18 protein-coding genes are annotated in these 22,148 nt (G+C 62.8%); 6 read left to right on the top strand and 12 right to left on the bottom strand.

The features are described from left to right. Window positions 1-25 precede the first annotated feature (25 nt). The 8 genes from AWB65_RS22905 to AWB65_RS22940 are packed head-to-tail and all read right to left on the bottom strand — an operon-like array spanning window position 26 to window position 7,931. Window positions 26-769, bottom strand: a complete 744-nt coding sequence (locus AWB65_RS22905; RefSeq protein ID WP_087669317.1) for an SDR family oxidoreductase — start codon at window positions 767-769, stop codon at window positions 26-28. Between the two features lie 51 nt (window positions 770-820). Continuing rightward, complete coding sequence (locus AWB65_RS22910) at window positions 821-1,663, bottom strand: amidohydrolase family protein (RefSeq protein ID WP_087669318.1); 843 nt, start codon at window positions 1,661-1,663, stop codon at window positions 821-823. After that, window positions 1,660-2,709 carry an aldo/keto reductase gene (locus AWB65_RS22915; protein WP_087669319.1) on the bottom strand — a complete coding sequence of 350 codons (1,050 nt, stop codon included), beginning with the start codon at window positions 2,707-2,709 and terminating at the stop codon, window positions 1,660-1,662. Before AWB65_RS22915 ends, AWB65_RS22910 begins: the two co-directional genes overlap by 4 nt. Window positions 2,710-2,719: 10 nt before the next feature. After that, window positions 2,720-4,012 carry a UxaA family hydrolase gene (locus AWB65_RS22920; protein ID WP_087669320.1) on the bottom strand — a complete coding sequence of 431 codons (1,293 nt, stop codon included), beginning with the start codon at window positions 4,010-4,012 and terminating at the stop codon, window positions 2,720-2,722. Between the two features lie 54 nt (window positions 4,013-4,066). Continuing rightward, window positions 4,067-4,390: a UxaA family hydrolase gene (locus tag AWB65_RS22925; protein ID WP_087669321.1), complete on the bottom strand. Its 324-nt coding sequence runs from the start codon at window positions 4,388-4,390 to the stop codon at window positions 4,067-4,069. Between the two features lies 1 nt (window position 4,391). After that, window positions 4,392-5,432, bottom strand: coding sequence for an ABC transporter permease (locus tag AWB65_RS22930; protein ID WP_087669322.1), 1,041 nt, complete (start codon window positions 5,430-5,432; stop codon window positions 4,392-4,394). Beyond that, entirely contained in the window at window positions 5,422-6,927 is a 1,506-nt protein-coding gene (locus AWB65_RS22935; RefSeq protein WP_087669323.1) for a sugar ABC transporter ATP-binding protein, read from the bottom strand. Before AWB65_RS22935 ends, AWB65_RS22930 begins: the two co-directional genes overlap by 11 nt. Next, a complete protein-coding gene (locus AWB65_RS22940) occupies window positions 6,924-7,931 on the bottom strand; it encodes a sugar ABC transporter substrate-binding protein (RefSeq protein WP_235007724.1) in 1,008 nt (335 codons plus the stop codon). Before AWB65_RS22940 ends, AWB65_RS22935 begins: the two co-directional genes overlap by 4 nt. Before the next feature lie 221 nt (window positions 7,932-8,152). On the opposite strand from AWB65_RS22940, the gene AWB65_RS22945 reads away from it, so the two are divergent. Continuing rightward, on the top strand, window positions 8,153-8,953 hold the full coding sequence (locus tag AWB65_RS22945; protein WP_087669324.1) for an IclR family transcriptional regulator: 801 nt from the start codon (window positions 8,153-8,155) through the stop codon (window positions 8,951-8,953). Between the two features lie 101 nt (window positions 8,954-9,054). Beyond that, the gene (locus AWB65_RS22950) at window positions 9,055-9,597 is read left to right on the top strand and encodes a hypothetical protein (RefSeq protein WP_087669325.1); all 543 of its coding nucleotides are present in this window, start codon (window positions 9,055-9,057) and stop codon (window positions 9,595-9,597) included. Between the two features lie 37 nt (window positions 9,598-9,634). Here AWB65_RS22950 and AWB65_RS22955 read toward each other — a convergent pair whose 3' ends face one another. Continuing rightward, window positions 9,635-12,070: a GNAT family N-acetyltransferase gene (locus tag AWB65_RS22955; protein WP_087669326.1), complete on the bottom strand. Its 2,436-nt coding sequence runs from the start codon at window positions 12,068-12,070 to the stop codon at window positions 9,635-9,637. A gap of 916 nt (window positions 12,071-12,986) precedes the next feature. On the opposite strand from AWB65_RS22955, the gene parA reads away from it, so the two are divergent. Continuing rightward, a complete protein-coding gene (gene parA, locus AWB65_RS22960) occupies window positions 12,987-13,649 on the top strand; it encodes a ParA family partition ATPase (RefSeq protein ID WP_087669327.1) in 663 nt (220 codons plus the stop codon). A 23-nt stretch (window positions 13,650-13,672) separates the two neighbouring features. Beyond that, entirely contained in the window at window positions 13,673-14,737 is a 1,065-nt protein-coding gene (locus AWB65_RS22965) for a ParB/RepB/Spo0J family partition protein (protein ID WP_087669328.1), read from the top strand. Window positions 14,738-14,757: 20 nt separating this feature from the next. Here the strand turns inward: AWB65_RS22965 and AWB65_RS22970 are convergent, their stop codons facing one another. After that, entirely contained in the window at window positions 14,758-16,110 is a 1,353-nt protein-coding gene (locus AWB65_RS22970) for a replication initiation protein (RefSeq protein WP_087669329.1), read from the bottom strand. Window positions 16,111-17,846: 1,736 nt separating this feature from the next. Between AWB65_RS22970 and AWB65_RS22975 the strand changes: the two genes are divergently transcribed. Beyond that, a complete protein-coding gene (locus AWB65_RS22975; protein ID WP_087669330.1) occupies window positions 17,847-19,046 on the top strand; it encodes a DNA-binding protein in 1,200 nt (399 codons plus the stop codon). 30 nt (window positions 19,047-19,076) lie between these two features. Here the strand turns inward: AWB65_RS22975 and AWB65_RS22980 are convergent, their stop codons facing one another. Further along, window positions 19,077-20,078 (bottom strand): tyrosine-type recombinase/integrase, encoded by a 1,002-nt coding sequence (locus tag AWB65_RS22980; RefSeq protein WP_087669331.1) that lies wholly within the window; start codon window positions 20,076-20,078, stop codon window positions 19,077-19,079. Between the two features lie 155 nt (window positions 20,079-20,233). On the opposite strand from AWB65_RS22980, the gene AWB65_RS22985 reads away from it, so the two are divergent. Then, complete coding sequence (locus AWB65_RS22985; protein ID WP_087669332.1) at window positions 20,234-21,664, top strand: DUF2252 domain-containing protein; 1,431 nt, start codon at window positions 20,234-20,236, stop codon at window positions 21,662-21,664. A gap of 9 nt (window positions 21,665-21,673) precedes the next feature. Here the strand turns inward: AWB65_RS22985 and AWB65_RS22990 are convergent, their stop codons facing one another. Further along, the gene (locus AWB65_RS22990; RefSeq protein ID WP_087669333.1) at window positions 21,674-22,033 is read right to left on the bottom strand and encodes a DUF2471 family protein; all 360 of its coding nucleotides are present in this window, start codon (window positions 22,031-22,033) and stop codon (window positions 21,674-21,676) included. Window positions 22,034-22,148: the final 115 nt, after the last annotated feature.

A 22,148-nucleotide genomic window follows, 5' to 3' on the forward strand; every position in this document is an offset into this window, starting at 1 on the left:
ATGTTTCGGTTGTCCGGCGGCCGCTTCAGTTCGACCAGCCGCCATCGATCAGATGGATCTGGCCGGTCGTGAACGACGATTCGTCCGACGCCAGATAGAGCGCCAGCGCCGCGATCTCCTCGGGCTTGCCGACGCGCCCCATCGGCTGACGCGCGACGAACGCCGCGTGAATCTGCTCGACGGTCGCGCCCTGCGCCGCCGCCTGCTCCGCGATGCGCTGCTGCAACGACGGCGAATCGACCGTGCCCGGACAGATCGCGTTGCAGCGGATGCCGCGCGTGACGAAATCGGCGGCGATCGCCTTCGTCAGCCCGATCACGGCCGCCTTCGACGCACCATACACGAAACGGTTGGGCACGCCCTTCACACTCGATGCCGCCGACGACATGTTGATGATCGAGCCACCGCCGTTGTCGAGCATCGCCGGGAGAAATGCCTTGATCGTCCGGTACATTGCCTTCGCGTTGAGGTTGAAGGCGAGGTCCCAGTCTTCCTCGGTTGCTTCCAGGATAGAGCCGGCGTGGACGAAGCCCGCGCAATTGAAGAGCGCATCGAGCGCGCCGGTTTCCTTCGCGAGATCGTTGACCGCTTCTGCATCGAGCACGTCGAGCTTGTGGACTTCGAACGGCTTGCCTTCCAGCGATTCGGTGCGGATATCGGTCGCGATCACGCGCGCGCCTTCGGCCGCGAACAGTTCGGCAGTAGCGAGGCCGATGCCCTGCCCCGCCGCGGTGATCAGGACGGTTTTGCCTGCCAGTCTTTGTGTCATCTACAGCTCCGGTGGAAAGTGTTTTCGAGACATGTCGGGTTCGGCGCGCGTTCAGAGCCGGTAGAACGCACGGGCGTTTGCGCCGAAAATGGCTTCTTCATCCGTATTTTTGAGATCCGGATCGCGAACGCAGAGCGCGCGCGCCGCATCGTGCCAGCCGGCGTAGCCGCCGTTCAGGTTCAGCACCGGCCAATCACTGCCCCACATCAGGCGCTGCGCGCCGAAATTTTCCAAAAGATGTTCGACGTAAGGTTCCAATATCTTTTCGTCGCAATTCGGCGCGGCTTCGGTGACGAGTCCCGAGAGCTTGCAATACGGTTTCTGCGGCAGCGCGGCCAGTTGTTCGATCGCGTCGGCCCACGGCTGCCAGCCCGCGGCACCGTCGCGGATCGGCGGCTTCGCACCGTGATCGACGACGATCCGCAATTCGGGATACCGCTTTGCAAAGGCGAGCAGCGAAGGAACGTGACGGGCGAAGACGAGCGCGTCGAACGCGAGGTCGAGTTCGATCAGCTTCCGGATCGCCGGTTCGATCGATGCGATTTCGATCCAGCGGTCGTCGGGCAAGTCCTGCAGCATCGGGCGCACGCCCTTGAACTTCGGGTCGCGCGCGAGCTTTTCGATGAGCGCGGGCGCGTCCGGCGCGTCGAGCGGCACCCAGCCGACAACGCCCGCAATCGATTCCTCCGACCGCGCGAGTTTCAGCAGGTATCGCGTTTCATCGACGGTCGGCGCTGCCTGGACGGCCACCGTGCATTCGACGTTCACCGCTTCGCGCAAAGGCTTGAGGTCGTCCGGCCCGAACACGCGATATAGGGCGCTCAACTCCGGCGTAAGCCACCCGTAGTCGCCGCGCGCGGGGTCCCAATAATGCTGGTGCGCGTCGATTTTCATCGCGGCACCGGTGCGGCTTCGTGCAGCAAGCCGTTCGCACGCAGCGCTCCCCACAGCGCGGCGGGCAGCGACTCAGCAAACGACGCTGCGTTTTCCTGCACTTCGTGCGCACTGCGCGCGCCCATCAGCACGGTGGCGATAACTTTATGCGCATAAGGAAATTGCAGGGCCGCGCTCGACAACGCGACGCCATGCTCGCGGCACACGCGCTCGAGCTTCGCCACCCGCTCGACGATTTCTTTCGGCGCATCGCCGTAATTGAATTTGAGATCGCCTTCGGCTTTCGCTTCGAGGCCGCGCGCGAGAATGCCCGAGTTGAACGCGCCGCCGAGCAGAATGCTGACGCCGCGTTGCTCGCAAGCGGGCAGCAAATCATCGAGCACGGCTTGTTCGAGCAGCGTGTAGCGTCCGGCCAAAAGCGCGCAGTCAATGTCGAATTCGGCCATCGCTTCGAGGATCGCCGCGCCTTCGTTCACGCCTAGCCCGACCGCCTTCACGCCGCGCGTCTTGCGCAGTTCATCGAGCGCGCGGAAACCGCCTTCGTCGGTCAGTTGCCGCCAGTAAAGCGCATTTTTCTCGCCGTGCGTATAGCGGCCGATGTCGTGGATCAACACGATATCGATATCGACGATGCCGAGCCGCTGCTGGCTGTCCTCGAACGAGCGCAGGATGCCGTCGTAGGTGTAGTCGTAAATCGCCTCGAACGGCAGCGGATTCGCCCAGCCTTCGCTGCCGTCGTAGGGCGTCGTGCGCGGCACGAAGCGGCGGCCGACTTTCGTCGACAGCACATAATCGGCGCGCGGATAGCGGCGCAGCGCGTCGCCGAGCCGGTGTTCCGCTTTTGTATGGCCGTAGTGCGGGGCGGTATCGAAGAAGCGGATGCCGCTTTGCCAGGCGGCATCGACGGTCGCGAGCGCCGCTTCTTCCGACAGTTCGTGATACAGCCCACCGAGCGGCGCGCTGCCGAGCGAAAGTGCCGTCACTTCCAGCGATGTGCGGCCGATTTTGCGGCGGCGCGTCACGGCATCGATTGTTTCGGTGTTCATCCGCGTGCCCTCATGACGATGCGATTTCGACGATTTCCACGACATTACGCGCCGCGGCGCCGCGCGGCAAACATGCCGGCCCGACTGGCTCGAAAGTCTTGTAAGTCAGGATGAATTCCTGATGCCCGAGCGATTCCGACTTCGACGCCGCGCCCGCCGCCACCGCGACGGTCACGTCGAAGACTTCGCGGCCGACTTCGTCGAGCGTCGCGCGGCCTTCGAGGATGCGGCCGGCGTCGACGTCCATGTCGCCGGCGAGGTTGCGGTAGGTCGCCGGGTTCGCGCAGACCTTGATGACGGGCGAAATCGCCGAGCCGACGACCGAGCCGCGCCCGGTCGTGAACAGCACGACGTGCGCGCCGCACGCAATCAGTTCGACGATTTCCGCGTTATCGCTGATGTTGGGGAAGCCGAAGCGCGGTTCGCCGTCGGGGACGACGTCGAGCAGGTAGAGGCCGCCGGTCGGCGGAATGTCGCCCGGCTTGACGATGCCGGCGATCGGCGACGCGCCGCTTTTGGCATAGGCGCCGAGCGATTTTTCTTCCTGCGTTGTGAGGCCGCCGTCCGCGTTGCCGACGGCAAACGAGCCGTGGCCGAGGATCGAGTAGTAGCGCGCCGCCTTCGCCACGCAAGCGACGATTTCCGCGCCGAGTTCCGCCCGGGCCGCGCGCTTTTCCATGTGATATTCGCAGCCGACGAGCTCGCCCGTTTCCTCGAAGATGCAGGTGGCGCCGGCGTCGATGAAGGCATCGAACGCGCGGCCGACGGCCGGATTCGCCGTGATGCCGCTCGTGCCGTCCGAGCCGCCGCAGATCGTGCCGACGACGAGTTCATCGATCCCCATCGGCACTTTTGATTGCGTGGCGAGTTGGGCGCGGGCGTCACGGACCCAGTCGAGGCCGTTCTGGATCGTGCTGCGCGTGCCGCCTTTTTCCTGGATCGTCAGGACGTGTGCCGGGCGGCCGCTCGCTCGCACGGCTTCGACTAAATGGTGCTTGTTCATGCTCTCGCAGCCCAGCGAGACGAAGAGCACTGCGCCGACGTTGGGATGCGTGGTCAGGCGTTCCATCATCTTTTCGGCGTAGGCGTTGGGGTAGCAGCCGGGGAAGCCGATCAGATGGACGGGAGGTTGGGTCTCGCTTTTTTCCGAGAGCCCGTCGAACGCCGGACGAAATTGCGCGACGATCTCCCGGGCGACGTGATGCGCGCACTCAACGAGATACGCCACCGCGACGATATTGCGAATGCCCTTGCGGCCGTCGGCGCGGAGATAGCCTTCAAGGTAGGGGGGGGTTGTTTTCACGTGTTATCCGCTTGCGCTTGAGTTGGACGGGTTCGTTTGCACCACGCCAGCAGCCTACCGATGTACGAATTCATGCCCATCATCGTGCGTATAAGTCGGCAAATAATCGCTGGCGAGGTTATGCGTATGCAAATGCTCCCCTTTGGCCACATCCACGGTGACGTGCCCGATAACCGCGCCGTAGCGCAAAACCTTGTCGTCGGCCTTAAGCGCAATCCGAGCGACCTTATGTGCCAGATCGATCGATTTAGAAAGCGTGACCAGTTCGCCTTCGATCATCACTTCTTCCCCGGCGCCAAGCCGCGCCCCGGCGATCAAACAATTGTCTTCGGGACTCAGCAGAATCAACCGGGCATCGGTATCTTGAAAAGCGTCCATGTCAGTCCTGCCCCTCGCCGCCAGCGAGCCGCGCCACCATCAACGAACCGAGAATGATCGCGCCGTAAATCGCCTGAATCCAGAACGACGGCACCTGCGCGAGCGTCAGCAGGTTCTGCACGACGCCGAGCAACAGCACGCCCGACAGAGCCCCAAGCATCGTCCCCTTCCCGCCATCGAGCGAAATTCCGCCGATCACTGCTGCCGCGAAAACGGTAAAGATCATCCCGTTGCCCTGATTCGCGTTGATCGCGCCGACGTAGCCCGTCACGATCAACCCGCCGAGCGAAGCCAGCACGCTGCCGAGCACGAACACGCCCCACGTGATGCGTTCGACGCGAATCCCCGCCGCGCGCGCCGCCTCCGGATTGCCGCCGATCGCGTAAAGCGCCCGCCCGAGCCGGTGATAACGCAGCATGAACGCAGCGACCCCGAACGCGACCGCCGCGAGCCACACCGAGATCGGCAGGCCGAGAAAAAGCGTCGTGGCGAGCGTGAAGAAAGACGGCGGCATATCGAAAAGCGTGCCGCCCTTGGTCGCACCGACGAGCATCCCGCGCAGCACGATCAGCATCGCGAGCGTCACGATGAACGCGTTGAGCCGCAGCCGCACGACCAGAAAGCCGTTGACGAAGCCGACCGCCGCGCCCACGACGAGAATCGCGAACAACCCCGCCGCCGCCGGCCATTCGAAGCCGAATCCCGCCGATGCCGCTGGCATCACCAGCATCGCGCCGACGGCGGGCGCAATCCCGACCGTCGATTCCAGCGACAAATCGAACTTGCCCGTCAGGACGATCAGCGACTCCGCGAGCACGACGAGCGCGAGCGCCGCCGAGGCGCCGAGGATGCTGATCAAATTCGCCTTCGTCAGAAAACTCGGGCTGACGAAGGCGCCGATCGCGAGCAGCAACGCGAGTGCGGGCAAAAGCGCGAGGTCGCGAAATCGCGCGAACTCGAAGCGCGCGCGCCGTTCGCGCACGCCGACGCCCGCCGCGGGCGCGCTGCCGGCCATTGCGGGACTCGGAACATTATTCTTCATGGAGACTCACCCCTTCGACCGATGCAATCAGTTCATGGTCCTGCCATCCGGCAGGAAATTCGGCGACGATCGCGCCGCGAAACATCACGAGCACGCGATCGCACGTGCGCAGATCGTCGAGTTCGCCCGATACGACGAGCACCGCCTTGCCCTCGTCCCGCACGCGATCGACGACCGCGAGCAGCGCTTCCTTCGATTTCACGTCGACGCCCGCCGTCGGGTCGATCAGCACGAGCACGTCCGGATCGGTCGCCAACGCGCGCGCCATCACGACTTTTTGCTGATTGCCGCCCGACAAGCCCGACACCGCGTGCTCCGGCCCCTGCGTCTTGATGCCAAGCGCGTCGATCATGCGGCGCCCGAAGGCGTTCTTCTTCGCCGGCGACGCGATGCCGAAGCGCCCGAGCGTGCGCGCGATCGTCATCGATGCGTTCTCCGCCACCGATTGCGACAGCACCAGCCCCTCGCGATGCCGGTCCTTCGGCACGCAGCCGACGCCCGAGCGCAGCGCGGCGGGCACGTCGCCGGCCGGCAGCGCGCGGCCATCGACGCGGATCGCTCCGGTGCGCTGCGCATTCAATCCGGCAATCGCCTCCGCGACGCTCGTGCGCCCGCTTGACGTCGCGCCCGTCAGCCCGACGACTTCGCCGCGCTTCACGTGAAACGAAACGCCTTCGTAGTCCTCGCCTGCCAGCGCTTCGACCTGCAAAGCGACCGACGTATCGGCGGCGAGCGGCGGACGCGCGGCGGCATCGGCGACGGCGAGGCCGCCCTGCTCGCCCGTCATCGCCTCGATCAGCTTCTCGCGCGGCAACGCCTCGACCGGCGCGCTGACGATATGCCGCGCGTCGCGCAACACCGTCACCGCCTGGCAAATCTCGTACACCTCCTGCAAGTGGTGCGAGATGAAAAGAAACGTCACGCCTTCGCGCAGCAATTCCTCGATGCGCCGGAAGAGCCGCTTGATTTCGTCGCCGTCGAGCTGGGCGGTCGGTTCGTCGAGGATGATGAAGCGCGCCCCGTACGACAGCGCCCGCGCGATTTCCACGAGCTGGCGCGCTTCCACGGTCAGGTCGCCGGCGCGCGCGTCCTCGCGCACGTCGATCTTCCAGTGGTCGAGGAGCGCGCGGGCGTCGCGGCGCATCGTCCGCCAGTCGATCACGCCGCTCTTTACCGGCTGCCGGTTGATGAACAGGTTCTCCGCGACCGACAGCTCGCGGATGATCGTCGAGTGCTGGTACACGCACGCGACGCGTTCGCGCCACGCGTCGCGATCGGCGATCGGCGGCGCGGGTTCGTCGTTGAAGCGCACTTCGCCGGTGTCGGGGCGGCGCAGGCCGGTCAGCATCGACACCAGCGTCGACTTCCCCGCGCCGTTGCGCCCGACGAGCGCGTGCGACTCGCCGGGCAGCACGCGCAGGCTGACGTCGTTCAGCGCCGCCGTCGAACCGAAGCGCTTCGTCAGGTTGCGCGCTTCCACCACGGGATGGCTCATTTGACGGTATTACCCCAGAGCGATTTGTCGTCGACGTTCGCCTTCGTCACGAGCGGAGCGGGCAACTGGTCTTCGAGGATGCCGGGCGCGCGCTGCACGATGTTGCTGCCGTGATCGGTCGGGCCGGGCTTGAAGGTCTGTCCGGCGAGCGCCGCCTTGATGTAGAACAGGCCGTACTTCGCGTACAGGTCGGCGGGCTGCGAAATCGTCGCGTCGATATCGCCGCGGCGGATCGCGTCATATTCCTGCGGGATACCGTCGTTGCTCACGATCACGACGTGCTTCGGATCGCCCGCCTTGAAGAGCAGTTGCTTGCGGCGCAAGGTTTGCAGCGTCGGTGAGAGATAGACGCCACCCGCCTGCATGTAGATCGCCTTCACGTCGGGGTTCGCGGTCAGCAGGCTGTCGAGCGCGGTCGCCGCGACATCGCCTTTCCACGCCGCCGGGATTTCGAGCAGGCTCAAGGCCGGGTATTTCTTCATGCACGCGCGAAACGCCTCCGAGCGGTCGCGCCCGTTCACTGACGCCAGGTCGCCCATGATCTGCACGACCTTGCCCGACTTCACGTTCTCGCCGATGTAGTCGCACGCCTTCGATCCGTACGCGCGGTTGTCGGCGCGCACGACCATCGCGACCTTGCCTTGCGTCGGGGCGACATCGACGGCGACGACCGGCACGTCCCGCGCCGTCGATGCATCCAGCGCGCGGCTGATCGCCGCCGAATCCAGCGGCCCGACGACGATCCCCTTCGCGCCGAGGTTCAGCAGGTTGTTCATGTCGGTGATCTGCTGCACGGGGTCGCCGTTCGAATTGACGGGTGCGAGGATGTCGAGGCCCATCTGCTTCGCATAGACCGGCAGGTAGTTGTTGTACGACTGCCAGAACGGCGAGGTCAGCAACGGCAAGCCGAGGCCGACCTTGCCTGCATCGGCGGCGTGGGCCGCGCTCGTCAATCCAATACCAGCCGTGACGACGGCCGCGATCAAGCCTTTGATATGGGTCATGCGTTGTCTCCTGATGTGCTTGTTTGAGTGCTTCTAATCGGCGCTTCGGATTTTGCTTTGCTGCGTTCATTCACCAGTGAACGTATTATTCATATACGAATAAACCGAAGTCAAGGAAAGTGCGCTGCAGCAAGAGTCGGTAGTTTCCCTAGCGCGCGATGAGCGCCGCGTGGACGATGGACGGCTTACACTCGGCGCGGCTCAAACAGGAATCGACCGGAATGGACGTGGAAGACAACAACGATGCCGACCGCTACCGCGCGCCCGCGCTGGACAAGGGGCTCGACATCCTCGAACTGCTCGCCGAACAGAAGGACGGCCTGACGCGCGCCGAGATCACGAAGCTGCTCGGGCGCAACGCGAGCGAGATGTACCGGATGCTGGAGCGGCTCGTCGCGCGGCAGTACGTCGTGCGCTCGCCCAGCGGCGACCGCTATTCGCTGAGTCTCAAGCTCTATGCGCTCGGACATCGCCATCCGCCGATGAACCGGCTGATCTCGGAAGCGCTTCCGGTGATGCAGCGTTTCGCCGATACCGCCGAGCAATCCGTGCATCTCGCGGTGTACGACCGCGGCAACCTGCTCGTGATCGCGCAGGTCGACGGGCCGGGGACGTGGGGGATTTCGGTGCGGCTCGGTTCACGCGTCGGCTTGATCGATACCGGGTCCGGGCGCGTGATGCTCGCGTTCCAGAGCGCCGAGCAGCGCGAACACATGCTCGCCGAGCACACCAAGGTGAAGGGCGAGATCACGCTCGATCCTGCCGTGCTCGAGGCCGCGTACCAGGAAATTTGCCGAGATGGCTTTTCGCGCAAGGACAGCCAGCAGACGGTCGGCGTGACCGATGTCACGTTTCCGCTGCTCGGGCCGTCGGGCCAGGCGATCGCGGCGCTGACGTGTCCATATCTGCGGCGTATCGACGAATACGTGGCGCCCTCGCTCGACGAGGCGACCGCGCTTCTGAAGGACGCGGCGGCGGGCTTGTCGATGTCGCGTGATGCGCCCGCGCAGAATTCGGACTGACGCGACGGCCGTCCGGCGATACGCGTTAGAATGGCGGCCCTCTCAAAAAGCGGTTGGCCGTTTGCGCGGCCGTCCGTGCTCTCTGACGCAAAGCAATCTCAATGGCGAAACTCCTGTCCGATCCCGAATTCCAGCGCTTTTCCGAACTCCAGCAGAAGCAGTCGAGCTTCACGATCACCCCGGAAGAAGCCGACGAACTGCGCGACATCGTGGCGCGCGCGCAGAAAAAGCGCGACGACCGCGCCGCCGCGATGAAATCGATCGAAACCTTCATCCAGCAATTCGACATCAGTCCGGACGAGCTTTTCTCGCCTGAGCAGATTGGGGATGCGGCGCGCACTTATGGGCTGATTCCGGCCGCGAAGAAGGAGCGCTCGCTGCCGCCGCAACTGACGCACAACGGCAAGCCTTATCAGTGGACGTCGCGGGCGTTGCCTGATGATATTCGCGTGCCGCTGTTCGAGGCGTTCACGTCTGGGGCGTCGGTGAACGGCTTCATCGCGACGCCGAAGGACGCGACGCGCTGTGCCGCGACCATCGCACGGCTGGAGCGCGAGACGGGGCAGGCTTATGCGGATGCGTGGCTGGAGGAACTGGCGGTGTCGCGTGGGCAGGTGGATGAGGCGCTGGCGAAGCTGCCTTGATCAACGCTTAGAATCGCTGCCTCCGCGCAGCGATTTTTTATGGCGCAGCGTCGCGCGCCACATCCGGCTTTGCCTCACACAGCCGCATCCGGAACCCGACGACACCGGGGTCCTCCGTCGTCGTCACCTGAAACCCCGCGCGGCGCGCCAATTCGATCATCGGCGTGTTTTCCCGCAGCGCCTCGCCGACCAGCCAGCGCGTGCCGCGATTGCGCGAATATTCGATGATCCGCCCGAGCAGTAACGATCCGAGCCCCTTCCCCTTCATATCCGAGCGCGCCGCGACTGCGAATTCGGCCGTCTCGTTATCCGGATCGGCGATCGCGCGGACCACGCCGAGCGTTTCTGTCGCGCCGTCCGGACCCGGCCGGCACGCGATCAGCGCCATCTCGCGGTCGTAGTCGATCTGCGTCATGCGCGCGAGCTGCGTGTGATCGAAGCTGCGCACGGCGCCGAAGAACCGTAGCCGCAAGTCCTCCGCCGTGTTCGCCGCGACGAACGCCTTGTGCGCGGCCTCGTCTTCGGGACGAATCGGCCGCACGGTGACGTGCATGCCGCGCCAGTCGAGCGACTCTTCCAGGCAGCGCGGATACGGCACGATTGCAAGCGGCTTTCGGTGCGCGCCGAGGGTCAGATGCGGCTCGTGCACGGCGACCGCATCGCGCGTGACGCGCATCGTGAGGCGCAGCGCGACGATCTGCTCGACGTCGCAGACCAGTTGCGACAATGCGGTCAACGCCGCCAGCAACGTTTCGGCGGGTAGCTCGCGCGCTCGCGGGGAACGCAAGACGATGTCGCGCGCGAGCACGGAATTGAGCGGCGGCAGAGCGAATTCATGCAGCGCGTCCGGCAGGCCGAGCGCGCCCTCGGCGCGAAATTCGAACGCCGGCCCGAACACGCGATGGTTGAGCAGCCGCACTTCGACCTCGACGGCTTCGTGACTCCGCGGCCCGGCCGGCCCCGGCTTCACGACGATGCTGTAGCGCGCGAGCAACCGCGCCGCGCGCTCGCCGTCCAGTTCCGCGTTACCGCTTTGCAGCGCGGCGCGCGCATCGCTCTGAGCCGCCTCGATGTCCTCGGGGACAACCGCCGGCAGCCCGTCGGGCGTCTGCATCAGCAATTCCCGGCCGAGCCGGTAATCGACTAGCCGCGCGAACCCGCGCGCTAGCCGATGCGGCGTCGAATGCACCGGAATGCCGTTCGCGTGCAGTTCGTCACGCGTCGCCTGATCGACGCAGCCGAAAAAGCACGCCAGCAAGCCGCGATACGCGTGCCGCCGCTCGGCGATCAGCACGCGCGCGACCTCGGCGACCGGCGCGCTGTGCGTCGGCGCGTGGACGATGAACGCCGCGCCCGTCTCGCGATGCGCGGCGAGCGCCGCGAGCGCGACGCCGAATTCGGCGGGCGTGGCGTCATCGCCTAGCAGAAGCGGGTTGCCCGCCTGCGCGCGTGGCAATGCGGCGGCGAGCGCATCGCGCGCCGGGACCGGCCAGGAGGCGAGGCTCGCGCCAGCCGCGTTGAATGCATCGGCGGCGAGCGCGGCGACGCCGGGATCGCTCGTGATGACGGTCGCCTGATCGCCCGCCGCGACCCGGCCGACACCGAGCGTCTCGATTTCGTCGAGCAGGTCATCCAGCGAATCGACGCGCACCAGGCCCGCGCGCCGGAAAGCGGCGCCGTAGAGCGCATCGAAGGGATCGTCGTGGCCGGTGCGCAGTACCAGCACCGGCTTGTTGCGCGCCGCCGCCCGCGCCGCCGACATGAACTTGCGCGCCGATCGCACGGATTCAATCGCGAGCAGGATCGCGCGCGTGGCGGGGTCGCTCGCGAGGAAATCGAGGATGTCGCCGGCATCGACGTCCGCTTCTTCGCCGAGCGCGACCACGCGTGAAAAGCCCAGTCCACGCGCGCCCGCCCAGCCGAGCACGCCGTTCGTCAGCGCGTTCGAGCCCGACACCCACGCGACGCCGCCCGCCTTCACCGCGCACGCGGGCGCACCGAGAATCGCGCCGAGCGACGGCATCATCACGCCGAGGCTGCCCGGCCCCACCACACGCAGCAGAAACGGCCGCGCGGCGGCGAGCGTGCGGGCGGTCCAGTCGTCGCGATCGTGGCTGCGCAAGCCCGGCGGCGGTGTCGACGACGTCGCGCTGCGCCGCGCGGCCGCCGTGCCGACGATCACCACCGCCTTCGTGCCGCGCTCGCCCAGCCGTTCGACGATCTGCGGCCACGTCGACGGCGGCGTGCACAGCACAGCGACGCTCGGCGCTTCCGGCAGATCGCGCACGTCGTAGAAGACGGGATGCTCGCCGAGCCGCGCGTGCTTGGGGTTCACCGGCCAGAGCGGCCCGTCGAAGCCGCTTTGCGACAACTGCGCCCACACCATCGCGCCGATGCTGCGGCTACGCGCCGACGCCCCGACGACGGCGATCGACTTCGGGCGAAACAGGACATCGAGATTGCGGACGGTCATGGACGCTCCGGGCGGCGTAATCCGATCACGGCGGATCGATTTGCCTAGGATAGGCGATTACGCGAAGCGGCTCCATCGGCTGGATGGGATAGGCGAGACGCACGACACGGGTATGTGCGGAATTCCTGTGGGGCAGGGCCGTGGGCAAACGGTTTGCCGCTGCCGGGAACAGTGTCGGCGTGAGAGAGGAACAATGCAGCGAGAAATACCCGCTCTAGTGCTTTCGTATTTTCGCGCTTCACCAACGATTGGAACAGACGCTCCCTTTGGTAGCCGTTGTTCGACGATCGATACGATCAAACTCGAATCTAATTCAACTTCTTTAGCGCGTAGCGCGCATACAACCATCCGACACCACACCGAGAGTGTGGCCATCCAGCACTGTTCAAAGTCGTTGATAGGACATCGTGAAGGTAGCGTTCACATTCACGGAACCTGGCCGGATGATCCCGGTTCGTCCGTAACGAACGGTCAGAGGAATATTCACAGCGCCACCCGCCACCGGTGCTGAGACGACGACGAACTGTTTGGTGTTGCCCGCTACGGCGGAGTCAGGTCCAAAGTTGATCGGAGTTCCAGCATTGAGAATCTGATATCCGATCCCACTCGCGCTCGACGTCGCCGCCAGAGAAAGCGTGTTACTGGTATCGCCGGTTTTGTAGCATCACTGAGTGTCGTCAGGATTTTGACGCCTGAGAACTTTATGCGCATAAAGCCTGACTCGAACTTCGCGTCGAATGCTAGCGTTTCTAGACCCCCATCTCAGCACCGACAATGACAACACTACGCATGCGACTTTATGCGCATAAAGCTCGGCTGATTGGCTAATTTCCATGACATTTTCGCTACGTGTTCGTAAAACTCATATTTAGCGATGTAAAATTCGCCAGCCTAGAAAATTACGGAGTAAAACAACGTGGCAGCGGAAATCATTGCGATCACGCAGCAGAAGGGCGGTGTCGGAAAGAGCACCATCGCCATGCATCTTGGGGCCGCCTTCCATGAGAGGAAGAAACGCGTGTTGGTAGTCGATGCCGATGGGCAAAACACGCTTATCCATTGGGCCAGTGCCGCCTCCGACGGCTCAAGCGGCATTCCGTTTCCCGTCGTCAACCTGTCGGAGGCGGGCGGTCAAATCCATCGTGAGATCAAGAAGTTCGTCAACGACTACGACATCATCGTCGTGGACTGCCCTCCATCGATCACGGAGAAAGTTTCCGGAGTGGTGCTTCTGGCCGCCACGGTCGCCGTGATACCGACGTCGTCGTCACCGGCCGACTACTGGTCGAGCGTCGGTTTGGTCAAGTTGATCCAGCAGGCGCAGGTCATGAACGAAGATCTTCGGGCCGTATTCCTGCTTAACAAGACCGAAGAAAAGCGGATGTTGACGCGCGAACTAAAGGTCGCGCTTGAGGAACTGGGCTTTCCGCTCTTAAAAACGCAAATTCCGACACGAGAGTGCTACAAGCAAGCGATGGCGCTTGGACAGACCGTGCTTCAAATGAGTGATCGAGGCGCTCGTCTCGCGGCAACGGAAATCCGCTCATGCGCTGGCGAAATTCTCGCCATGCTCCCCTGACTTTATGCGCATAAAGGTCCCAAATGAAACCGTCTCAGTTCGCCAAAGGCTTCAAGGCCCGCCCCGACACAACAAGCAGTGAAAAACGAACGGCCCTCGATCGGCTGAATGCAATCGACGGCATCGTAAGTAACGACCACTCGAACCAGCCGGCAGCCAATGGCCGCTCCAGCGCATTCGCCGACGACGACAGGCAAGAACACACGCTCGGCCCCGAGTCTGACGACTATAAGACCTGGCGGCGCGCAAATCGCTATGTGCCGGGCCAGATCATCGAATTGCCTTTGAAGGCGATCAAACCGAGTCCATTCAATCCGCGCCACTTTTATCTAAAGGCGTCGATAGCGGAACTGGCCGTCAATCTGGCCAAGCAGGGGCAGCAGCAGGCCATCCACGTCATTCCTGACTATGAAAGCGCCGGCACGTTCTTCGTGAGCGATGGTGGACGACGCGTGCGAGCACTGAAAGAAGCAAACAAGGAGACGGTAAAGGCAGTCGTCGTCGACTTGCCGATAGGGATCGAAAGCTACAAACTCGGCTACGACCTGAACGTGCAGCGCGATTCACAGACCGTGTTTGACAACGCCGTCGTGTGGAAGCGCTTCCTGGAGGATCAGCACTTTCAGAGCCAGCGCGAACTCGCAGACCATCTGGGTCTGGACGAATCGACAATCGCAGTGGCGTTATCGGTCGCGAAATTGCCGGAAAATGTGATGCACGAAATGGTCGCGAGGCCCGATCGGTTCGGGTCGAACATGGCTTACCAAGTGACCCGTTACCACACCGCACGGGGCACTGACGCTACGCTGCGTCTCATCAACAAAATTGTCTCGGACGATCTAAGCACCCGGCAGGTCGCGGATATCGTGAAGGGGCGCGCCACCGCGCAGGAGTCGCCAAAGCCGGCTGGGCGACAACGCTACGCGCAACGCCTGGAAATCAAGCTCGAGGGCATTGCCGTTGGTGATCTGAAATCCTACGGCGACGATCGTCTGGAATTGCGCCTTCGCGGCTTGTCGAAGGAAAAACGCGATGAGTTACTCCACCAGATCGAGGAAATGCTGCAATCCGGTGTTGCAAAGCGCTAAGCAGAAGACGCGCCGCCTGTTCAGGCGGCGCGAGATTGATTAAGTGTGAAGGCTAGCAAATCGCCGTCGGTGGGCTCGCCCCATGTCTTGCGCGCGAGCCAATCGAAGAAAGAAGTTTCTACGAGCTTCGAATCCAGGCCGCGCTTGCGCCAATCGTCACGCATGTGCGTGCCAAGCTCCGGCAGCACATCTTCCTCGAACGTCTGACGCGCCAACTCCCGCTCCTCCTCACCTTGCTCGTCGTAAAGTGCCCGTGCTTCCTTACGTCGGTGGGCCGAAAACTCGCTCAACAATCGCGCTTTGAGGTCGTCCGCTGGCGCACCGTTGTTGCGTGTCGACACGGGCGCCGCCGGTGGCAGTGCTTCGACGGGCGGCGCGTAACCCTTTTTCAACGCATCCTTGAAAAGCGCCGCCGCGCTACGCACGGGTGGCAGCGATGTGCTCCTCATACGCTGCTCGGTCATTTGCAGCGCAGCCCGGATACGATTTTCTTCGCTGTCGGCGTACAGCGTCTGCGCGTCCTTCAGCGGGATGCCGATCTTCACCATGCGATCGACGAGCGTACTGTCAAATACATTGGGATGCTCATCGAGCGCGAGCATCGGCTGCTTTTTCTCCGTGACGCGAAACTGAATTTCCGCCACGCGCCGCCCCTCGCGATGCTCGATCAATTCGACGAAAATGTTCGTCACCGCGTTCACTTCGGCAATCGCCGGACGCAAATAATCGCGCTTGAAGTACTTGTACTCGCGCTTGGCCTCGTCGCCTGCTTCGGTATCGGGCGTCCCGGACAAGATCGGCCGCCACCACTCCCACGTCTCGCGCATCGTCAGATGACTTGGATTCGTGAGATAGCGAACGCAGATTTCGTAGAGCGCGAGCCCGGCGCTGCTGCGTAGTTGGCTCTGGAATTGCAGACTCAGTCGAGCGTACTGAACCGGATCGAGCAGCTTTTTCTTGATCTTCGGCGCGAACGAGAATTCAACCCAAACGCGGCGCGTCGCCGGGTCTTCGAGAATTTCAGCGTCGGCGATGAGCGTCGAAATGCCCCATTTGCGACCCGGCTTCTGGCTCGACGTGCCCGTACTCCATTCAACCTGCACCGACACCATGCGCCGCAGATGCTCCTTGACGAGGGCCGTGTCGTTCGAATCGAAAGCGGAGTTCGCGACGATGTCCGACAATAATGCGCGATAGGTATCGCCCGACTCATCGGCCTGCTGGGCAACCGCGAGCAATACGTTGAAGAGCTTGCGCGTCAGCAGCGTGATCTTGCCGCTCTTCGGCTGGATCGCGATGGCCTCAACGGCCTTGCGCAGTTCCGCCGAACTGGGGCTCACTACATCGGTTTTCTTTGCGCGCTTCGTTGCCATGCGTCGGTTCGAGAGGATTTTGCGATGAGGATACTGATTGCGGTGAAGGCCGTCTATAGGGTCACCCTCACCCTAGAGCGGTGAAGCACGCGACGCACTCACAACTCACTGCGGTGCGCTCCCGAAAACGCTCACCACTCACCTTTCGGGCATATCGCATCTAGCCAAGCGGCATGCGGGTAAACGGAAACCGGGAAATTGCGGACTGTTAACTTCGATTGATGCAGCCTCCCGAAAAGCCTCACCAAAAAAAATTTTGGGTCTGAATGGCGTTTGTCGCCTCAAAACTCCGGTCGGCGAACATGTATTTTTGGCCTTCAGTGCGTTGGCGATCACGCGACTTAAATTCTGGGCGCGAGTTTTCGCTTCTCGGGGGGAGTGCTGGTCCCGTAAAACCTCACCGAAGCACCTTCTGGCGCCGTACCTAGCAGATTTCAGGTGCAGAGAAGAGGGAAGGAACCCTCCCGAAAAGTCTCACCTCACGTCGACTATCTCCAGCGCAAGGCCGTCGACATTGCGAATTTAGGTCCTGAAAAGCCTCACCTTTGCCCGATACCCATAGAAAATCTCTCTTTTAAGAGACGTTTTAGGCCGCCGGACTGCGCCATCCCGTCCCGAATAACCTCACCTCAAGTTGCGCCCGCTCCAAAGTTGTGCGGTTGGGTTTTCGCAAAAGCGCTCCCGAAAAAGCTCACCGTTGCGAGCATCCATCGCGAGTCTTCTCGTCCAGTCGCTTGATTTAATTGACTATTTGTCGACGATCGTCGCTACGTACCGCCCCGACTCCGCTCTTTACAAGGCAGGATGCGTCACGCGACTCCCGAAAACCCTCACCGAGAGATCGAGAAATGCGGCCAAGCGCAAGCTTCAAAGGCGAGATGTGCCTCCCGAAAAGACTCACCTCCGATGCAGGATTCTCGCAAACCGACCAGATTCCAGCGCCATGGCCTCGACGCTAACCCTTAAACGGGCGACAAATAAACGATGGGTCCCGATTTCCCTCACCTTTCGGGCAAACGACGGCCATATACCGCCGCATCGCAGTGCATCGTTCCCGAAAAGGCTCACCCACCTGGTGCTTTGGGGCCCGTAAAATCTCACCAATCGGTAATAAATACTTAGTCAGTGTGATTTTCTTTAGTCTTTTCGTGCCCCTGATAGCGCTCACCCATCCGGTGCGAGACGTCCGGTGCCGGTCCCTCGTGAATACGGCTCACCGCTGATCGGCGTCCCGCAAAGCCTCACCTCTCGCAAATGCCCGCCTCCCGAACCCGCTCACGATGTGTCCCGCATATCCTCACAGGTCTCCCTGAAACTCGTCACCGCGAGCTCCCGGAGACACTCACCTCGGCTCCTGAAAAGCTTCACCTGATCGCCTGCAAACGCCCGCTCAGCAAGGGTTTGCGGAAGCGTTAACGTTTTTAACTAAGGTTCAAGGGTGTTTACTTCTAATACTCTCAAACAGACTTGCCGTGTCTCTGCGAGAAGGGAATCACCCCAAAAACCGTGAAACATCCAACCGATATTCATCTACGGCCAAAAACCGAATATAATCAGCAGGTTACTTAGCAAAGTTCATTGTGTTTCACGGATCGATCGCGAGCTGCGGTAAAAAGACTGCCGAACACCAGCAATCCCGACAGAAGTAAGCAGTTTGGCAAAGACGCGAAGCAACCCGTCACGTCCGCTACGTAAAACGTTATGATCGCTCCGTTCTACCTTTCCAGAGCATCACCATGAATGACGAAGCTCGCGATCAACTACGCCGCGAAATCGAAACGCTGCGTGCTTCTGGCGCACGACGCCAAGAGCTTTCGCAGCACGCCTGCAAGCGGCTCTTCTTCGATTTCGGCATCCGGCCGTCTATTGCCACGGTTCGTGAATTCACGCAGACGGGCAGCGCAAGCGATATCCCGAAAGACATCGATGCTTTCTGGACGCGCATCCGCGCTGCATCGCGTGTGCGCATCGAAGGAGGTGCCATCCCGGAAGCCCTGCAGGAGCGCGCGGGTGAGTTGCTCGGGCAGCTCTTTGTCGAAGCGCAGCAGTGTGCTCGGGCGTCGCTCGCAGCTGAGAAGGCGGAGATCGACGCCACTGTCGATGCGTCCGAGGGCCGGGTGAGGGATGCGGACGCGCGCCGCGCCGCGATCGAGGAAGCGTTCCAGCGCAGCGAATCCCGTGCGGAAGCCGCGGCCGCGCGCGTCGCATCGCTCGAAGCCGAACTCACGGCGACGCGCGGCCAGGAATCCAGCGCGCATGACGGCTTGCAGGTCCTGATCGGTCGATTGGAGCGCGAAAACGAAGCGTTGTCCAAGCGCCTGGAACAAGAGCAGGCCGCAAACGCCGCATTGCGCGATCGGCTTGACGTATTGCAGAGCGAACTGCGCCAGAACACCGAGCACTATGCCGGCCAGATCAAGGACGCCGTCAGCGAAGCCGAACGCCGCGTGAAACCGATGCTCGTCGAACTCGATTCGTTGCGAACCATGTCAGCGACTTATCAGGCCGGCGTGCGCGAATCGAGCCAAAAAGAATTTCAATTTATTCAACAGCTTAGCGCAGCCAAAGCACGCGGCGATCGGTTCGAGACGCAGGTGCGCAAGCAGTCCGACGAGATCGACGCGCTCGCGCACGAGCGCGACACATTGAAGGCGCGCGGTTCGATGAGCGAGGAAGTCGGCAGGACGCTTTGCGCGCTCGCCGCTCAGGGACGCCTGACAGATAACGAACTCGAGGCGCTGGGCACGCAGATCGACGCACATGTGGGGCTGCCGTCGCACTGTCCGGCCTGCGAAGCCGGCGAACCCGAACTGTCGCAACATGAGGATGAGTACGAGTTATCGTGTCCGGAGTGCAACCACACGTCCGGCGCGACGTCGTCAAAACTCGCGGCACTCGCGGGATTCAGTGTCTCGGAGCGCGTCGAGTCGCCCTGAAAACGTAAAGGTGAGGTTTTTCGGGAGCCGCTAAACGGCGTTTTCATCACCTCCCCCCCGCGCTCGCGCGATATCGCGCTCCCGTATTTCCTCACCCATCCATTGTTGCCACGCGCGATGCAGCCGATGCGACGAGATCGGCTGCTGAAAACCGAGCCACTGTCCAACGCGTTCCGGATCTGTCCCGCTCTCGAATAAATCGGCGGCGAAGGTGTTGCGCAGCGTCTGCGGACTCGCCCGCGCGGCTCGCGACGCCGCGATGCCCGACGCCTCGACGACCGCGTCGATGGCACGCAGCATCGTCGCCTTGTGCATCGGACGGCCGGACGGCGCCGCGGGGAACATCAGGTTGCCGGCGAGCCCAAGCGTCTTGCGCTCGCTGATCCAGTTGTCGAACAGGGCGATCGCGAACGGCGCGAGCCGCGTTTGCCTCGCGATCGCCGGGTTGGCGGCATCGACCGTTAGCCAAGGCTGGCCCCAAACGTAGCAACTAACGGTCAATGCGGCGGCCTCACCGGTCTTCACGCCGCCACCCAGGAATGCGCCGACCAGCGCGCGATCGCGACGCTCGCGCCAACGCTGCCCCGTCGACAAATCCCCGATCGGCGAGAAAAGATGTGCCACCAGCAACGCGCGCTCGCCATGGGCGAGGAAGCCGGTCGGCTCGTTTTCGCGGGCGTCGCGCCATGCCGCCGATCCATCTTGCGCGATGAAGCGCGCAGGATTCGTCGATGCCATCTCGATCTCGCGCACATGATCGAGCACCCGCTCGATAAGGCGCAGATAGCGAATGCGCTGTGGCCGGCGGATGTCGAGTTGCGCGACGAATTGCTCGATCACTGGCCGCTCGACCGACTGAAGCGTCGTCCGCTTGGCCTTCAGCCATTCGAGAAAAAGCCCCCATTGCGCGCGATAGACATCCGCTGATGAAGCCCGGAATTCCTGCTGCGCGAGCCACGCATCGAACGCGATCTGGGGATTTGTGTGCCAGTCGTCGCGCTGTTGATCGAAGATATCGGAGTTGCTCGGCATGGGAGTCGTGCTCGCTTGAATTACGGTTAGTTGCTCGCCAAGGGTCGGGGTTTCCTTCGCGTACGTCAAGCCCCTCTTGTACACCGTGCGCGTCGTCGACTACTGTCCCTTTAACGGTTGCCTTCCGACAGACGCAAAAGAACAAGGAGCGAGCCATGAATGCGTTGCCCATCAGCGATGAACGCCGAGCGCGCGGACGGGCGGCGCGTCAGAAGGTGCCGCGCGGCGCGCACGATGCAATCGGAAATGTTCATCGCGATCCTATTGAGCTTCTGAAGCGAAGCAGCGCCGGGCGCGTCGATGCGCTCGTTCCGCTGCGCTACGGCCGCATGTTGCCCTCGCCGTTCACGTTTTATCGCGGGAGCGCAATTCTGCAGGCGCATGACCTCGCGGACACGCCGGACAGCGGCATCCACCTGCAAATCTGCGGCGACTGTCATTTATCGAACTTCGGCGGCTTTGCGACGCCCGAGCGCGCGCTAGTCTTCGATCTCAACGATTTCGACGAAACCGCGCCTGGCCCGTGGGAGTGGGACTTGAAGCGTCTGGTCGCGAGTTTCACGATTGCGGGCCGGCATCTCGGGCACGGCGATGTCGCCGCCGACGAATTTGCATTCCGCGCCGCAGAAAGTTACCGCACACGCATGCGCGAGTACGCGGAGATGGGCGTGCTCGACCTCTGGTACGAGCGCATCACGTTCGACCGGATGCACGACGCCGTACAGACCGACGACGCGCGGCGGCGCATCAAGCGCGGCATGGAACGCGCGGCGCGCCGGACACACGAGACCATCCTGCCGAAGCTGGCCGAGCAGACCGAGAACGAATGGCGAATCCGCGATGCCCCGCCGAGCATTTTTCATATTCTCGGAAAGAATTCGCTTTTCAAACCCACCGACGAGGTCATGACTTTGACCGCCCATCGCGATGAATTACTCGCGCCGGTGATGAAGGAGTATTTCGCGTCGATGACATCGGAGCGCGCGGCGCTTCTCTCGCAGTTTTCGATACACGATCTGGTGTTCAAGGTGGTCGGCGTCGGCAGTGTCGGCACGCGCTGCATGGTGATCCTGCTGATCGATCCGCACGGCAAGCCGCTCTTCTTGCAGGTGAAGGAAGCGTCGAAATCGGTGGTCGCGATGTTCTTCAAGGGCTCGAAACACGATCCGAAGGCGCCGTCGCACGAGGGACGGCGTGTCGTCCACGGCCAGCGGCTGATGCAGGCCGCAAGCGATCCGTTCCTCGGCTGGTCGACCGGGCCGTTCGGCCGCTCGCTATACATGCGGCAGTTGCGCGACATGAAGATCTCGGCGGAACTCGAAACATTCGACGCCGATGCGTTTCGCGAATACGCCGCGATTTGCGGCTGGGGGCTCGCTCGCGCACACGCGAAGTCAGGCGGCTGTGCGCTCGAGATCGCCGGCTACCTGGGCACCGGCCAGCGGATGGCGGACACGCTCGTGCGCTATGGCCGTGCGTACGCTGACCAAGTCGAAAAAGACTACGAGGTCTTCCGCGCAGCATGCCGCGATGGACGGCTGGAAGCCCGCTCTGATGCCGACATGGCAGCAGACTTCGCGCCGTAACGCGGCTTTTTAGTGTCCGACGGCGAGCGCCAGCTTCGGATGCCCGTGTAGCGCGGCCTGTTCGTAAGCATCCACGGCGAACGCGAACACCGCCGGCAACGCATCCGACGAACTGAAGTCGACGATATCGTCGGTTTGCGGATAGGCGAAATCATCCGGACGCGCGAAAAGTTCGCGCAGCGCGGGCTCGTGTCGGCCGGCGAATCCGAGATCGGCGACGGCTTCCCCTTCGATCGCATGCAGGAGACGCCAGGTCAGCGGCACGCCTTGCGCGATGTAGCGCGCGGCGATCTGGCGCGTGATGCGTTCCAGATCGCGCACTGCCCGGGCAAACTGCCTCTTGTTCAAATTCTCGCCGTTCGAATTCATCTCGGTTCCCCTTCATGCGTTCTTTATAACACTGTACAAACATACAGTGTTCGCCGCAATGAGAATAGGGTCGCGCTAGTCGCGCCGCGTGTATGTGCGATTCCGCCTACGTGCT

The organism is Caballeronia humi, assembly GCF_001544475.1.
In the GTDB taxonomy this organism is placed as follows: Bacteria; Pseudomonadota; Gammaproteobacteria; order Burkholderiales; family Burkholderiaceae; genus Caballeronia; species Caballeronia humi.

Bases quoted from the DNA above. Each gene is read 5' to 3' on its own strand.
- AWB65_RS22905 (WP_087669317.1), bottom strand. From the start codon at position 769: ATGACACAAAGACTGGCAGGCAAAACCGTCCTGATCACCGCGGCGGGG.
- AWB65_RS22910 (WP_087669318.1), bottom strand. From the start codon at position 1,663: ATGAAAATCGACGCGCACCAGCATTATTGGGACCCCGCGCGCGGCGAC.
- AWB65_RS22915 (WP_087669319.1), bottom strand. From the start codon at position 2,709: ATGAACACCGAAACAATCGATGCCGTGACGCGCCGCCGCAAAATCGGC.
- AWB65_RS22925 (WP_087669321.1), bottom strand. From the start codon at position 4,390: ATGGACGCTTTTCAAGATACCGATGCCCGGTTGATTCTGCTGAGTCCC.
- AWB65_RS22930 (WP_087669322.1), bottom strand. From the start codon at position 5,432: ATGAAGAATAATGTTCCGAGTCCCGCAATGGCCGGCAGCGCGCCCGCG.
- AWB65_RS22935 (WP_087669323.1), bottom strand. From the start codon at position 6,927: ATGAGCCATCCCGTGGTGGAAGCGCGCAACCTGACGAAGCGCTTCGGT.
- AWB65_RS22940 (WP_235007724.1), bottom strand. From the start codon at position 7,931: ATGACCCATATCAAAGGCTTGATCGCGGCCGTCGTCACGGCTGGTATT.
- AWB65_RS22945 (WP_087669324.1), top strand. From the start codon at position 8,153: ATGGACGTGGAAGACAACAACGATGCCGACCGCTACCGCGCGCCCGCG.
- AWB65_RS22950 (WP_087669325.1), top strand. From the start codon at position 9,055: ATGGCGAAACTCCTGTCCGATCCCGAATTCCAGCGCTTTTCCGAACTC.
- AWB65_RS22955 (WP_087669326.1), bottom strand. From the start codon at position 12,070: ATGACCGTCCGCAATCTCGATGTCCTGTTTCGCCCGAAGTCGATCGCC.
- AWB65_RS22965 (WP_087669328.1), top strand. From the start codon at position 13,673: ATGAAACCGTCTCAGTTCGCCAAAGGCTTCAAGGCCCGCCCCGACACA.
- AWB65_RS22970 (WP_087669329.1), bottom strand. From the start codon at position 16,110: ATGGCAACGAAGCGCGCAAAGAAAACCGATGTAGTGAGCCCCAGTTCG.
- AWB65_RS22975 (WP_087669330.1), top strand. From the start codon at position 17,847: ATGAATGACGAAGCTCGCGATCAACTACGCCGCGAAATCGAAACGCTG.
- AWB65_RS22980 (WP_087669331.1), bottom strand. From the start codon at position 20,078: ATGCCGAGCAACTCCGATATCTTCGATCAACAGCGCGACGACTGGCAC.
- AWB65_RS22985 (WP_087669332.1), top strand. From the start codon at position 20,234: ATGAATGCGTTGCCCATCAGCGATGAACGCCGAGCGCGCGGACGGGCG.
- AWB65_RS22990 (WP_087669333.1), bottom strand. From the start codon at position 22,033: ATGAATTCGAACGGCGAGAATTTGAACAAGAGGCAGTTTGCCCGGGCA.